Genomic DNA, 13,007 nt, shown 5'->3' on the forward strand with positions numbered 1-13,007 from the left:
ATGTTCAGGAAAAAGAAAAACTGTAGCCAAAGGAGCATTAGGCTCACTTTGTCTACAGTCTGAGACCGGTTATCCCGGTCTTTTTGTTTCTCATTTTTTCGGTCCGACCGTCGCGCCCATAGTCAGGAAGGCATCCGTCATTGCGCCGTCAGGCTTGTCAAAGACCGTGAGACGGACAATTTTGCCTGAAGTGACGAAGACGGCACCGGTCATGAGGACCTCATCCGACTTCGCCTGTTTCAATACGAGTTCCTCCACAGAGGGATCTTCGGCAAGGCTATACTTGCCGATGACTTCCTCCGGATCGGCGCCTGTGCTTTTCAGTGTTTCTTCCATCGTCGTGACGGTGTTCGTGTAATCGGATCCGTCTTCGCCGAACACTTCGATCCGCATGAAATTCTGCTCATCCTCGGTCGAATAAAGCGAATCCCTTCCCGGCTCCTCGGAAGTGAGCTCAAAGCCGTCAAGCAGGTAAACGGAGTAATCCTGTTCGTCACTGTCGGTCAGCACGGCCTTGCCTCGCTGCTCGGATCCGTCTTTTTGGTAGACCAATTCACGGTCAGGACCGCGCTCTTCCTGTTTGTCCGGTTCTTGCTGATCTTCAGTCCCGCCTTCTTTATCCGCATTTTCGCTGTTGCCGGAATCTGTTTCTGTGTCCGTGCCGGTGTTGTTTTCTTCAGTCACCGCATCCCCGTCACCGGACGGATCGGCGCTGGCTCCCTTGTCACCGCCAGTGTTGCAGGCGGCCAGCATCAGGGCGGCCACTGCAGAAAGGGAAAGAATCTTCCATTTTGCTGTCATGAGTGAATCTCCTCCTTCAATTAAGTGGACGACCAGCCGCCGTCTTGGTTTCACCCGGCCCGTGTAAAGGGTTTTCCCCATAGCCCGTCGAATGAATCACGGAGCGGCAAGGCCCGGGCAGATCAATCATCGTTGCCGTATAAAATTTTATATCGTTTATGGTTGACGACGGTCTTTTCTTCCATCTCCAGCTCGTCGAAGTTTTCCATGAAAGTCAGGTTTACAATAACCGAGTTTTCATTGACTTTCTCAACGATTCCTTGAAGGCCGTCCCTGAATTCAATGATATTTCCTACTTCCGCAATCTTCATGCTTCCAGCCCCTTCCGATTGATTATCTAACAGTTTGCCTTATATTCTCTTGAGAGTAAAGAATTTTTCCCCCGGCGCAGTTTCCGTCTTTTGCCGAAGGGGAGAGGGGGAATCGTGATGGAGAGTCCTTTTATGCATCGGATCGAGCGGGTCCGGCTGCAGATGATCGAAACCGCCCGGATCCGCGGTCTGGATGACCGGGAGACGATCCGGCTCAGCAGGCAGCTCGACCGCCTGATGAACGTTTACGGAAATCTCCGGGAAGGCCGGCGTCCGGTGTTGATCCGTTGCCGCCGTCAGGCAAGTTACCAGCCCATCGCCAGAGTTTCCCCGGATTGCACATCGAAAAGCGAAAAAAATATGTGATTGCTGTGATAATAAATGTTTAACGTGCCCAATATGTGGCTATAGTACTTCTGAACACAGCAACATTCTCATTTCCCCCTTTATTTGGCGGTGCCGCTCAGCGGTGCCGTCCTTTTTTATTTGCCCGGCAGTCTCTTTGGCGGGCACAATCTTCATCCAGGGGAGATGTTTGGTACAATGAGTAAAATGACAGAGGGGGAATGAGGAATGGAGCCTAAACGGATTGCGTTCATCGGAACGGGGGTCATGGGGGCGAGCATCGTCCGCCATTTTCTTGCTGCCGGCCATGGGGTGACCGTGTACACCAGAACGAAATCAAAGGCGGACCCTTTGATCGGGGAAGGGGCGGTCTGGGCAGAAAGCCCGGAAGAAGCGGCAAGGGAAGCAAAAGTGGTCATGACGATGGTCGGGTATCCGTCGGATGTTGAGGATGTCTACTTTGGCGATCAGGGCATCTTGTCGGGAATCCGGCCGGGATCGGTTGTTTGTGACTTGACAACCTCCTCTCCGCAGCTGGCGGTCCGGATAGCGGAAGAGACGGAGAAACTCGGCTGCGGGTCCGTTGATGCACCGGTTTCCGGGGGGGATGTGGGGGCGCGCAACGGCACGTTGTCGATCATGTGCGGAGGCACGGAGGAAGCGTTCCGCGAAGTGGAGCCTCTGTTCGGGCTGATCGGCTCTAATGTGATCCATCACGGGCAGGCAGGTTCCGGACAGCACGTCAAAATGTCCAATCAGATTGCGATTGCGACCAATATGATCGGGGTCTGCGAGGCGCTTGCGTATGCTGTGAAGGCGGGCCTGAACCCGGAGCGCGTGCTCGAATCGATTGCCACGGGTGCTGCGGGCTCCTGGTCTTTGAGCAACCTGGCACCGCGCATGCTGAAAGGCGACTTTGCACCCGGGTTTTACGTGAAGCACTTCCTCAAAGATCTCCGCATCGCGCTGGATGAGGCAAAGGTGATGGAATTGCCGCTGCCGGGAGTGGAGCTGGCCGAACAGATGTATTCGGATCTGTCGGCCAGAGGGTTCGGAGATGACGGAACCCAGTCGCTCTACAAACTTTACACGCAATTCAGCTGAGCGGCCCGAACCAGGGCTTGTGGCCGGAAGAAGTTTGATTCCGGCCTTTTTCTTTTGCCCTGGAGGCCTGGCCCGGACGGTTCTTTGGCTGTTGCGGCGGGGTTGGCCCCGAGTTGCTTTCTTTCAGGCCCGTGTAGTCGGAGAGCAGCTGTTTTGCCGCTTTCAGTCCAATCCGCCCTTTCGGATTGCGGATTTCCATGTTTTGCTCACCGAGATGGGGGAGCGAGCGGAAATCGTCTTTTGAAGCCGGCAGATGAAACAAGTAATCGCCGCACCGGATCAGCACTGCAGACTGTTGCCGGCTGAAGCGGGGGTTTTGCACGAAATGAAGGCCCTTTTTCTCCGCCAGGCCTTCCGTGATCATCTTTTCCAGGGCAGCTTTTTTCAAGTTGTACAGAAAACGGTTGTCCGGCGCGGTTTTTGCGTGGCGGTTGACGGTATGTACGGCCTCCGCCAGCCTCAAAGAAAAATCGGGTGCGTCCATGGGCTCTCCTCCTGTCTTGGCTGTTGACGACATCTTATCATGATTGCCGCGGAGAGGGGAAAAAGAAGGCGCGGCGAATGAGACAAACATTCCGGGGCATACTTTGAAAAAGAATGCCGGGAGGGACAGCAATGGATATATGGCTTTGGCCGCTGATCGGTGTCATGTTGCTCATCGCCGCGATCGGAATCGCGATGAGCCGCAAGATGGAGGGGATGATCCCTGAGGACGGCCGCGATGAAATTCCACAGGAGGTCCGGGAACACCCGTTCAAGTTCAATCCGATCCTGATCGTCATCGGCATTTCCGTCGTCTTCATTGGAATCGTCATCTTCTATTATGCGTTCATTTGGTGACCGCCGGGTGCTATCCCGGCGGTTTTTCCTCCTCTTTTACGGGCGGTCCCCGGCACCGCAGCGGCCGTGCCGCATTTCCCTTATTTTCCTCAACTACTCATAGACAGCCGCTTCCTAAATAAAATGTGTGCCGGCCGACATGATTCCGGGTTCCTTCGGGTATGGAAAGTTAAAGGTGCGCCACAGCCCGTCTTATGCCGGCCAGAGCCAAGCGGCCCGCTTCGCCTTTCTTTGTCCGGCTGCGCGGGCCGGCTCTTCGGGTCATAAGCCGTTCTGCTTTGCGGGGCGGGCCCCGCGACGCAGCCCGTCTTATGCCGGTCAGAGCCAAGCGGCCCGCTTCGCCTTTCTTTGTCCGGCTGCGCGGGCCGGCTCTTCGGGCCATAAGCCGTTCTGCTCTGCGGGGCGGGCCCCGCGACGCAGCCCGTCTTATGCCGGCCAGAGCCAAGCGGCCCGCTTCGCCTTTCTTTGTCCGGCTGCGCGGGCCGGCTCTTCGGGTCATAAGCCGTTCTGCTCTGCGTGGCGGGCCCCGCGACGCAGCCCGTCTTATGCCGGTCAGAGCCAAGCGGCCCGCTTCGCCTTTCTTCTATCGCGGCGCCGCCGGGGCTTGTGGTATGATGGAAATACAGGGATTCCTGGAAATGAGGTTTGACAAAGGGGACGGATTTTATGATTTCCGTAAACAGCACAGACTTTCTGCACGAGTCCATCAGGGACCATATCATCTCTTCCGAAAAGGTAGCGCATGTCCAAATCGGCAACAATGCGGAACATGCGCTCCTTGTCCTGACGAAGACGGGCTATTCATCGATTCCGGTGCTGGATCCTCAGTACCGGCTTAAGGGTCTGCTTAGCATGGGCATGATCACGGAAGCGATACTCGGGCTTGAGCGCATCGAGTATGAACGGCTTTCCGGCATGAAGGTGGATGAGCTCATGCAGACCGATGTTCCCGTCATTGGGATCAATACCGAGTTCAGGCGAGTGTTTGACCTGCTCATCAACCACCCGTTCCTCTGTGTGGAAGATGAGGAAGAGATGTTCGCCGGCATCATGACCCGGCGGGTGCTCATGAAGAAGTTGAAAAAAGCGGTTTACACGATGCCGCGATAAGCAATCAGCCAAAAGGTCTCTTCCCGAGGCCTTTTTTTCGGTTTTATTTCCTCAAAAACTCCGGGAAACCGGTATGGGAGGCTTGTCCGTTGAACGTCAATGAATTCACCGTCATCCAGACACTTGCCGATGAAGGCAATATGAGAAAAGCATCAGACCGGCTGTTCATCTCTCAGCCCGCACTGTCGCAGCGACTCCGTTCGATCGAGAAAGAATGGGGGGTGCAGCTGTTTATCCGGTCGCCCAAGGGACTGACGCCGACACCGGCAGGAGAGCATGTCATTCAGTTTGCAAAGGAAACACTTGCCCGCCACGAGGAAGTGACCGAGGCGCTGCAGACGATGGCGAACAAAGTGCATGGCACGCTCAAGATCGCCTGTGCGTCGATCGTCGGCCAGACATGGTTGCCTCGGGTCCTGAAGGAGTTCATCACGGAGCACCCGGATGTGAAAGTGTCGCTCATGACCGGCTGGAGTTCGGAGATTGTCCGGGCACTCCATGACGGAGAGGCGCATATCGGAATCGTCCGCGGCCACTCTGACTGGAAAGGGTCTAAAATCCATCTGTTCCGGGATCACCTGTTCCTCGTTGACCGGGTGATCCGATCCGTGAAGGAAATTCCGGATACCGACCGCCCGTTCATCCAGTTCAAGAGCGATTCAGATTACTACGAGGAGATTCGCGAATGGTGGCAGCGGCATTTCACTTCCAATCCGCAGCGCCAGATCACCGTCGATCAGATTGAGACATGCCGCCAGCTGGCACTGAACGGGATCGGCTATGCCATTTTGCCGTCCATCACGCTGACTGATGTGGAGTCGGTCAATAAAATTCCGCTCACGGACAGCGATGACCGGTTCGAGTTGTCGAGGGACACTTGGCTCATCGGCTACGAACCGTCATTTTCCCTGCCGCAAATGGATGCGTTCCGCAGGATTGCCCTGCAGCATGCGAAAAAAGTTGAGTGAATAGGCGGAAAAAGCGGAACCAAAAGAACCGCCCGGCGTACTAATGGATAGATGCGGGAAAGGACGGGATGAAGATGGGGAAACGGGCATTCGTGTTTGCGGCTTTTGGACTTGCCGTGATGTTGCTCGGAGCGGTTCCGGCTTCTGCGGCTCCGTCGCTTGAAGTGAAAGCTTCCGGCGGGCTGGACGGAAAGGCGAAGGAAGGATCGGGATTTCCGGTTCAGATTGAGATCCATAACAGCGGAGACCCGTTTTCCGGCGATTTGATCCTGGATTTCCATCCCGGCTACCGGTCGGGAACCGCGGAGGCCATCCCGGTGGAAGTCGGCAGCGGGGAGACGGCGGTGATCAGGACTGATGTAGAAGAAGCCGATTCGTATTCCTACCAGGAAAACGGGTTCAGGTTTTTTGAAGGGGGCTGGGAAAAAGGCCGGGAAATTAAATACAAAGGAGACCGGTACCCGAAGCTGAGCTTCTATTTTGAGGATGCCCAGTTTCTGGTGGCTCTTTCGGACAGCGGGGATCGGCTGGCTGCGCTAAAGGATGCAGGTGCGGGACCGTCTTCGGAGAAGGTGTTCATCCAGCCGATGAAGGATGAGGGGTTTCTCGCACCGGATGAAAAATCGGGCTGGGGTTCTGCGGACGTCATTTTCGTGGACGAGACCGTGATGCCGGGCTTGACGGCGGCTGAACAGGAAGCAATCGGCGGCTGGGTGAAAGACGGCGGGACGCTCGTCCTTGGCGGTTCGGATGATCCGGAAACGGAAGCGGGCATCTTTGCGGATCGGCTGCCTCTGAAAATAACGGGCAGGACGGAAATCGACGGAGCCGGCCTTTCCGCACTTGTTCCGGGCGCGGAATTCCCGGAGACGGTTCCGGGATTTGCCGCCGAGGCGGGCCCGGGAGCAACGAGCCTGGCCCGGGCGGACGGGAAACTGATCGCGGCGTGGCTGCCGTACGGTTCCGGGAAGATTGTCCAGACGGCGTTTTCCCTCGGCGACAAGCCGCTTTCTGAAGCACCCGGCTACCCGCTGCTCATGACCCGGCTCCTGACCGGTGCACCGTCTGCGCAGGCCGGCGGAAATTGGATGTATGCCAATCCGCAGGACGGTTTCGTGGATCTTGGAAAGTCTGCGACAGAAAGGTTTGCGACGTTTGATATTCCGTTTCCGGCCATTTTGGCGGTTGTGATTTTGTATATTGTTGTAATCGGTCCGATTCTATACGTTCTTCTGAAACGGAAGGACAAGCGGGAACATGCGTGGTGGATCATTCCGGCAGTTTCCGCCGCTTTGTCGGCCGGACTGTTTGCCTACGGGGCCAAAGACCGGCTGCTCAGCCCGCAGCTGCGCCAGGCGGCTGTCTTGATCGATGACGGTTCGGGCAGCCCGTCCGGCAAATTCATCGGATCGGTCCTGACCAATCGTGCGGGCGATGTGGAATTCCGGGCACCGTCCGGCCTGACCCTGACGGCGACGGGCTCCTCCAACCCGTTCACCGGATCGGCGTCGGACAGCCTGCGCCATGCGGTAGCGGAAAAAGGGGCGGAAGGGACGCGGCTCGTGCTGAGGAATCTGCCTTTCTGGTCGGTCGGCACCGTGTACGGGGACGTCAGTCTTCGGGAGGGCGGCTCAATCGAGACTGACCTCAAATCCGAAGAAGGAGTGTTGTCGGGAACCGTGGAGAACGGGCTGGACGTCCGCCTGAAAGACGTATCCATCTGGAGCGGCCTGGAATTCATCCCGGTCGGGGACCTGGAGGCGGGCGAGCGCAAGGAAGTGCATGCGGTGCTCAAGGGAGGCCAGCTGCTGCCGGCGGTCTCCGGCGGCTACGGACAGGCCGGCGGTTTAGCGGGAAGTGCGAACGGTTACGGAAGCAGCAAGGATCCGCGTGCTGCGGAAATGGCTGAAGCGGCCTCCCTGCTCCTGGACGGAAACAGTCCCGCCGTCATCGGGCGGACCGATTCCTCATTGATTCCCCTGAAGATGTCCGGCAATCCGGTCCAGTCATCCGTCACGGTCATTGTCCGGCCGTTCGAGCCGGACGTCCGGCTGACAGGGCAATTCACCGTTCCGGCGGAGCTGTTGGCGACTTTGCTTCAGCCCGAGGAAGATCCGGACCTCTACTATGAGAAGTCGCCGGACGGGGAGATGTACATGGAGCCAGGGAACTATGTGTATGAAGCGAGAGTGCCGGAAGCGTTCAACGCGGCCGCGGAGAGCTGGAAGTCCCTGTCGGTCGGCGGCGGCCGCGGGTTGGACGACATCAGCCTCCTGAACGTCAGGACCGGTGAATATGAAACACTTGACGCCGGCCAACAGATTGATCCGCCGGAAGATTATGTGTCTGAAGACGGCGAAATCCGGATGAAATTCCGGAAGCTGCCGGGCGGGGACATGGCGGAACTGCCGGAAATCGGATTGGAAGGGGTGGCTGCGCCGTGATTGATATCAGGAAACTGTCCAAGTCATACGGGGCGTTTGATGCGCTTCGGGATCTGGATCTGGAAATAGCGGAAGGGACTGTATTCGGCTTTGTCGGCGCAAACGGTGCGGGGAAGTCCACGACGTTCTCCATCCTGGCCACGCTGCTGCCGCCCACTTCGGGTGATGCGCTGATCGGCGGGGCAAGCGTGAGGAGTGCCCCCGCAGAGGTCCGGCGGAAAATCGGCTACATGCCTGATTTTTTCGGTGTATATGATCAACTCAAAACCGATGAGTATCTGGACTTTTACGCAGGCAGCTACGATATCCGACCGCGCGATCGCGATGTCCTGATCAGCCAGCTGCTCGAACTCGTCAATCTCACGGACAAACGCGGAACATATGTGGACTCTTTGTCGAGGGGGATGAAGCAGCGGCTCTGCCTCGCGCGCAGCCTGATCCACGATCCCGAGGTGCTGATTCTGGACGAACCGGCTTCCGGCCTGGATCCGCGGGCGCGCGTGGAAATGCGCGGCATCATGAAGCAGCTGAAGCAGATGAACAAAACCATCCTGATTTCTTCCCACATCCTTCCGGAGCTTGCGGAAATGTGCGACGAGATCGGCGTGCTTGACAAGGGTAGGCTCGTCGCGCGCAACTCCGTCAAGGAGATTCATTCCCGGCTGAAGGGCGACCGGCTCATCACGGTGAAGCTGAACGGCCCGGCGGACCCGGCAGTCCGTTTTTTCGAATCCCGCCCCCATATCTCCGGGATATCGGAAGAGCCTGCCGCCGGCGAAATTAAATTCTCATTCAGCGGAACGGAAGCAGAGCAGGCGGCCCTGCTGGCGGCTGCCGTCTCGGACGGGCTCGGTGTCCGTTCATTTTCTGAGGAAGAGACGGACCTCGAGGATGTCTTTTTGGCCATCACGGAAGGAGGGGCCCGCAGTGAATGACAGACTTTCGAACCCGGTTCTCATGAAGGAAGTGAAGCTGCGCTTCCGGTCACCCAAAAGCTTCATCGGCATCCTGTTTTATCTGGGTGCGATGAGCCTGTTCGTGTTCGGTTTCCTGTACATCATGACCACGTTTGACGGGGCGGGATCGGGTTTTGTGAATACGGAACAGAGCTTTATCTTATTCACGGTCCTCACCTACATCCAGCTGGCGCTCGTACTGTTCATCACGCCGGGACTGACGGCGGGGGCGATCAGCTCCGAAAGGGAAAAGCAGACATTGGGCATGCTCCTGACGACAACCCAGACTTCATTCCAGATCATTTCCGGCAAGCTGCTGTCGTCGATCGCCTTTCTTCTGCTCATGCTTATTTCCAGCCTGCCGATCTATAGTCTCGTCTTCCTGTTCGGCGGCATCTCTCCGCTCCAGCTGCTGCTCATGCTGTTTTATTTTATGCTGACCACTGTGGCGATCGGTAGCGTCGGCGTCATGTTTTCCACGCTCATCCGGAGAACGGCCGTCGCCATGATCGCCACGTACGGCACGATGCTGGCGCTCACTGCGGTGACGGGATTCCTTTCTGTGTTCACCGCTTCCGTCAGCCAGCTGGGATCGGCGGCGGGGCAGTCGGTGATGGCCCATTTCTGGGCATCGATCAATCCGGCGGTGCTCGTCGCCTCACTGCTGGCCCCCGGTTCGGGAAATATTTTGGCTGACATGACGGGAATCAGATTTCCGGTCTGGATCACTTATCTGCTGTTTTACGCGGTACTGATCATCGTTTCGGTATTTGTCGCCGTCAGCAGGCTCCGTGTGAACATGAAGACCGGCAAATAGGAGGGAGCGGAATGGACAGCAGTGCATTGCTGGAACGGATGATCGGCAAGGTGCGCCGGCGGCTCGGTGTTCTTTGGGCGGCAAGACAGGGATTGAGGGGCGTTGCCTGGGGAATCTGGGCAGCGGCCGCTCTTTTATTGGCCACGCGATTTTTTGTGCTGCCCGGATACCTTTTTTATGCTGCGGGAACTTTCACCGCAGTGCTGGCCGCAGTGCTGATCGCCGGGCGGCAAAGCGTGCCGGGCAGGAAGCAGGCACTTTTTGCACTGGACCGGCATGTGCCGGACAATCTGATCCTCGCTGCAGGTTCTCTGAACGGGCATTCCGGTCCATTGGAAGCCCGTTTGCTCGAGGAAGCAGCCGGGAGGGCGGATGCTGCGCTGGCAGGATTCCGGAAGGAGAAAAGGCACTGGGTGGAGCGGAAGACGTTGTTTTGGGCCGCTGCCGGGCTCGGTGTCCTTCTTGTGTCCGGGTTGTTTCCGTCTTCCGCCCAGCAGGAGGCGAAGGAAACCGAATTGGAACGCAGCATCGTGACTTCCCTTCAGAAGCAAGTGCACCGCCTGCGTGAGCGTACCGCAGAAGATGAAGTCGGAAAACAGCTGGCCGATCTCGCTGCGGTGCTCGGCAAGACCGAACGCCCGGAAGAGGCCATCCGCGAAACCGTGAAGCTTCAGCGTGAGCTGAGTCTCCGGGACCGGATGGGCGACACGGGGGAACGGCCGGACATCGATGGCAACGGATTGTCTGCGGGAGAGACGGCGTCTGAATTGGCGCAGATGGCGGGCGATGCTGATGAGCGGCTCTCAAGCCTTGGCCGCTCTGCTGCGGACAACGGGGGAGAGCCGCCCCTGGCAGTCAAGGAAGATCCTGCGGACAGCGGCGGTGGAGACGGTGGCGGACGCGGATCCGGCGGTGAAAACGGGGATACTCCAAACGGCCGTGCGCCCGGTTCCGCAGAAGGCTCCGAAAAGGGTTCCGGACAAGGTTCAGACGGTTCCGGGGAAGACCCGGACGCAGTGGGCGAAGGGGAAGGAACCACCGGAGAAAAAGCCCCCGGTTCCGGGGAACCCGATTCTTCCGGCAGCGAGACCGGCGGAAAAGGGGACGGCGCTGACGGACAAGGCGGAAAAGGTGCAGGCAGCGGCCGTGGAAGCCGGACTCTTGTCAGTACGCCGCCACCCGACATGACGCACCGGGATCCCACATCGGACAGCGGACCCGTCCGTCCGGGAGGTACACCCGAAAAGGGCCGGGTTCCCGCGGAGAAGGGAACCGTCCGCCCGTACGGCGAGGCACTCGGCGATTACCGGGACGCCTATCTGGAAAGCGCCGGACAGCTTGGCCTTCCAGAGGAACTGCAACGGGTTCTGAGCGAATACTTTTCTTCCCTGGAAAAAGAAGACTAAGGAGGCGGGACGGCCATGGAGACTGAAGAATATGCAGAAATGGGGCGGGCAATCCGCGACATCCGAGATGAAGTGGGAAAGTTCATCGTCGGCCAGAAAGAAGCGGTGGACCTGATCCTCTTTTCGATCATCGGAGGCGGACACGCCTTGCTGGAAGGGCTTCCGGGTCTCGGGAAGACGATGCTCGTCCGGACATTCTCCGAGGTGCTCGATCTTGGTTTTTCCAGGATCCAGTTCACGCCGGATCTGATGCCTTCCGACATTACGGGCACGAGCATCCTCGAACGGCTTCCGGACGGCGGGCAACGGTTTGTGTTCAGGGAAGGCCCGATATTCAGCGAAATGGTACTCGCCGATGAAATCAACCGGGCGACCCCAAAAACACAGAGCGCCCTCCTGGAAGCGATGGGGGAACGCACGGTCACGGTACTCGGCGAGACGAGGCGCATGGCGGATCCGTTCTTCGTTTTAGCCACGCAGAACCCGATTGAACTGGAAGGCACCTATCCGCTTCCAGAAGCACAGCTCGACCGGTTTCTCTGCAAGATCCTCGTTCCGTATCCGGACCGCGAAGAGCTGAAGGAAATCATGCGGCGGACGACGGGTGCGGATCCGGCACCTTTGAAGAAAGTGATGGATCCCGGAGCGGTCAGAAGGGCAAGGGAACTGGCCAGGGCGGTCGTCCTGCCGGAAGAAATGCTGGATGCGGCGGCCCGAATCGTTGTCGCCACCCGGCCGGAAAAGTCGGACATCCCTGATATTGCCCGCTTTGTCCGGATTGGCAGCGGGCCGCGCGGACTCCAGAGCCTCATCGCGCTTGCCAAGTCGCGCGCCCTGTCGGAAGGACGGTATCATGTATCGATCGCCGACTTGCGGGCGTCCGCAGCCCCGGCGCTCCGCCACCGGCTGATTCTCGGCTATGAAGGAGAGGCTTCCGGCGTCACGCCTGATGATCTGATCGGCAAGATTGTCGGAGAAGCCCTCTCCGGTGTCCGTTCATGAACGAGGAGGTGTTCTTCCCTGCGGAGTGGCTTGCCCGGATCGGACGGTGCCGGCTTGTTCCCCATTCCCGCTTCAGAGGTGTCCAAAGGGGATCGAGCCTGTCGGGCAGGACCGGAAACTCACCCGATTTTTCCGATTTTGCGGAATACCATCCCGGCGATGATATCCGGAAAGTCGATTGGAATGTGTATGGACGGACCGAGAAACTGTACGTGAGACGTTATCTTGATGAGCGCGAATTGCGTGTGTCGGTCATTCTCGACGGGACCCGTTCGATGGCCGGCGGCGGCCGCTGGCTGTTCGCAAGACAGCTTTGTGCCGCAATCGGGCTGATCGCCCTGGGCTCGGATGATCATTTCTCGGCAGGCCTGGCGGGAGGCACGCCTGCTGGCCTGTTCAGCGGAAAGGGGGCAAGGAGCCGGAATGCCTTTTTGCAAAAGTTGACCTCGCTTCCCGCACCCGCAGAAACCGGGGGCTTTGCAGAGGAAGCATGGAAATTCGCCGGACAGGCTGCCACCATCCGCTTCCTCATCACGGACGGGCTGGAGCCGGCCGGACACTTTGAGGCGCTGTTCCGCCGGATGCTCGCTGCGGGCGGGGAGACGCGGTTGATCCTCGTTGGCGGGGAAGACGCCGCCGTGCCGGATGTTCGCGGAGACTTCCGGTTCATCGACTCGGAAACCGGAAAGTCCGTGGCCGTGACGCTGACGCCCGGGGCGCGCCGGGCTTACGAGGAACGGCGCGTTGCACACCGTCTCGCGGTTGCCGGCATTTGCCGGAACTTCGGTATCCGGCTGCTGGAAGTGCAGCCTGCCGAAGGGATTCCCGGTTTCGTCAACGGAAAAATGAGGGGTGCCGGATGGATCCGCTGAGGGTGAAGTCCGGGGCGGTGCCTTCGGAAAG

14 protein-coding genes are annotated in these 13,007 nt (G+C 58.4%); 11 read left to right on the forward strand and 3 right to left on the reverse strand.

Features of this window, described 5'->3' with window-relative positions:
* Positions 1–90: 90 nt before the first annotated feature.
* Both ACFFIY_RS02660 and ACFFIY_RS02665 read right to left on the reverse strand, forming a co-directional pair.
* Positions 91–801 (reverse strand): DUF8580 domain-containing lipoprotein, encoded by a 711-nt coding sequence (locus ACFFIY_RS02660; protein ID WP_354197256.1) that lies wholly within the window; start codon positions 799–801, stop codon positions 91–93.
* A 122-nt stretch (positions 802–923) separates the two neighbouring features.
* The gene (locus ACFFIY_RS02665; protein ID WP_354197258.1) at positions 924–1,112 is read right to left on the reverse strand and encodes a YkvS family protein; all 189 of its coding nucleotides are present in this window, start codon (positions 1,110–1,112) and stop codon (positions 924–926) included.
* 117 nt (positions 1,113–1,229) lie between these two features.
* Between ACFFIY_RS02665 and ACFFIY_RS02670 the strand changes: the two genes are divergently transcribed.
* On the forward strand, positions 1,230–1,478 hold the full coding sequence (locus tag ACFFIY_RS02670; protein WP_354197260.1) for a Spo0E family sporulation regulatory protein-aspartic acid phosphatase: 249 nt from the start codon (positions 1,230–1,232) through the stop codon (positions 1,476–1,478).
* Positions 1,479–1,685: 207 nt separating this feature from the next.
* Positions 1,686–2,561 carry an NAD(P)-dependent oxidoreductase gene (locus ACFFIY_RS02675; RefSeq protein WP_354197262.1) on the forward strand — a complete coding sequence of 292 codons (876 nt, stop codon included), beginning with the start codon at positions 1,686–1,688 and terminating at the stop codon, positions 2,559–2,561.
* Here ACFFIY_RS02675 and ACFFIY_RS02680 read toward each other — a convergent pair.
* Complete coding sequence (locus tag ACFFIY_RS02680) at positions 2,554–3,045, reverse strand: YkyB family protein (protein ID WP_354197264.1); 492 nt, start codon at positions 3,043–3,045, stop codon at positions 2,554–2,556. The genes ACFFIY_RS02675 and ACFFIY_RS02680 overlap by 8 nt on opposite strands.
* Before the next feature lie 131 nt (positions 3,046–3,176).
* On the opposite strand from ACFFIY_RS02680, the gene ACFFIY_RS02685 reads away from it, so the two are divergent.
* The 9 genes from ACFFIY_RS02685 to ACFFIY_RS02725 all read left to right on the forward strand — a co-directional run bounded on the left by ACFFIY_RS02685 (position 3,177) and on the right by ACFFIY_RS02725 (position 12,976).
* On the forward strand, positions 3,177–3,401 hold the full coding sequence (locus ACFFIY_RS02685) for a hypothetical protein (RefSeq protein ID WP_354197266.1): 225 nt from the start codon (positions 3,177–3,179) through the stop codon (positions 3,399–3,401).
* A gap of 666 nt (positions 3,402–4,067) precedes the next feature.
* Entirely contained in the window at positions 4,068–4,511 is a 444-nt protein-coding gene (gene cbpB, locus ACFFIY_RS02690; protein WP_354197268.1) for a cyclic-di-AMP-binding protein CbpB, read from the forward strand.
* An 89-nt stretch (positions 4,512–4,600) separates the two neighbouring features.
* A complete protein-coding gene (ccpC, locus tag ACFFIY_RS02695) occupies positions 4,601–5,479 on the forward strand; it encodes a transcriptional regulator CcpC (RefSeq protein WP_354197270.1) in 879 nt (292 codons plus the stop codon).
* Between the two features lie 68 nt (positions 5,480–5,547).
* Positions 5,548–7,923 (forward strand): DUF8725 domain-containing protein, encoded by a 2,376-nt coding sequence (locus ACFFIY_RS02700; RefSeq protein WP_376837172.1) that lies wholly within the window; start codon positions 5,548–5,550, stop codon positions 7,921–7,923.
* Positions 7,920–8,858, forward strand: a complete 939-nt coding sequence (locus ACFFIY_RS02705) for an ABC transporter ATP-binding protein (protein ID WP_354197274.1) — start codon at positions 7,920–7,922, stop codon at positions 8,856–8,858. Before ACFFIY_RS02700 ends, ACFFIY_RS02705 begins: the two co-directional genes overlap by 4 nt.
* Positions 8,851–9,696 carry an ABC transporter permease gene (locus tag ACFFIY_RS02710; protein WP_354197276.1) on the forward strand — a complete coding sequence of 282 codons (846 nt, stop codon included), beginning with the start codon at positions 8,851–8,853 and terminating at the stop codon, positions 9,694–9,696. The genes ACFFIY_RS02705 and ACFFIY_RS02710 overlap by 8 nt, the downstream gene beginning before the upstream one ends.
* 11 nt (positions 9,697–9,707) lie before the next feature.
* Positions 9,708–11,102: a DUF8809 domain-containing protein gene (locus tag ACFFIY_RS02715; protein WP_354197278.1), complete on the forward strand. Its 1,395-nt coding sequence runs from the start codon at positions 9,708–9,710 to the stop codon at positions 11,100–11,102.
* Positions 11,103–11,117: 15 nt separating this feature from the next.
* Entirely contained in the window at positions 11,118–12,104 is a 987-nt protein-coding gene (locus ACFFIY_RS02720; protein ID WP_354197280.1) for an AAA family ATPase, read from the forward strand.
* A complete protein-coding gene (locus ACFFIY_RS02725) occupies positions 12,101–12,976 on the forward strand; it encodes a DUF58 domain-containing protein (RefSeq protein WP_354197282.1) in 876 nt (291 codons plus the stop codon). The genes ACFFIY_RS02720 and ACFFIY_RS02725 overlap by 4 nt, the downstream gene beginning before the upstream one ends.
* Positions 12,977–13,007 lie beyond the last annotated feature (31 nt).

Origin of the sequence: Bhargavaea ullalensis, assembly GCF_042432615.1 — a bacterium.
Taxonomy (GTDB): domain Bacteria; phylum Bacillota; class Bacilli; order Bacillales_A; family Planococcaceae; genus Bhargavaea; species Bhargavaea ullalensis.

Coding starts and splice junctions, on each gene's coding strand:
- ACFFIY_RS02660 (WP_354197256.1), bottom strand. CDS start 801: ATGACAGCAAAATGGAAGATTCTTTCCCTTTCTGCAGTGGCCGCCCTG.
- ACFFIY_RS02665 (WP_354197258.1), bottom strand. CDS start 1,112: ATGAAGATTGCGGAAGTAGGAAATATCATTGAATTCAGGGACGGCCTT.
- ACFFIY_RS02670 (WP_354197260.1), top strand. CDS start 1,230: ATGGAGAGTCCTTTTATGCATCGGATCGAGCGGGTCCGGCTGCAGATG.
- ACFFIY_RS02675 (WP_354197262.1), top strand. CDS start 1,686: ATGGAGCCTAAACGGATTGCGTTCATCGGAACGGGGGTCATGGGGGCG.
- ACFFIY_RS02680 (WP_354197264.1), bottom strand. CDS start 3,045: ATGGACGCACCCGATTTTTCTTTGAGGCTGGCGGAGGCCGTACATACC.
- ACFFIY_RS02685 (WP_354197266.1), top strand. CDS start 3,177: ATGGATATATGGCTTTGGCCGCTGATCGGTGTCATGTTGCTCATCGCC.
- cbpB (WP_354197268.1), top strand. CDS start 4,068: ATGATTTCCGTAAACAGCACAGACTTTCTGCACGAGTCCATCAGGGAC.
- ACFFIY_RS02700 (WP_376837172.1), top strand. CDS start 5,548: ATGAAGATGGGGAAACGGGCATTCGTGTTTGCGGCTTTTGGACTTGCC.
- ACFFIY_RS02715 (WP_354197278.1), top strand. CDS start 9,708: ATGGACAGCAGTGCATTGCTGGAACGGATGATCGGCAAGGTGCGCCGG.
- ACFFIY_RS02720 (WP_354197280.1), top strand. CDS start 11,118: ATGGAGACTGAAGAATATGCAGAAATGGGGCGGGCAATCCGCGACATC.
- ACFFIY_RS02725 (WP_354197282.1), top strand. CDS start 12,101: ATGAACGAGGAGGTGTTCTTCCCTGCGGAGTGGCTTGCCCGGATCGGA.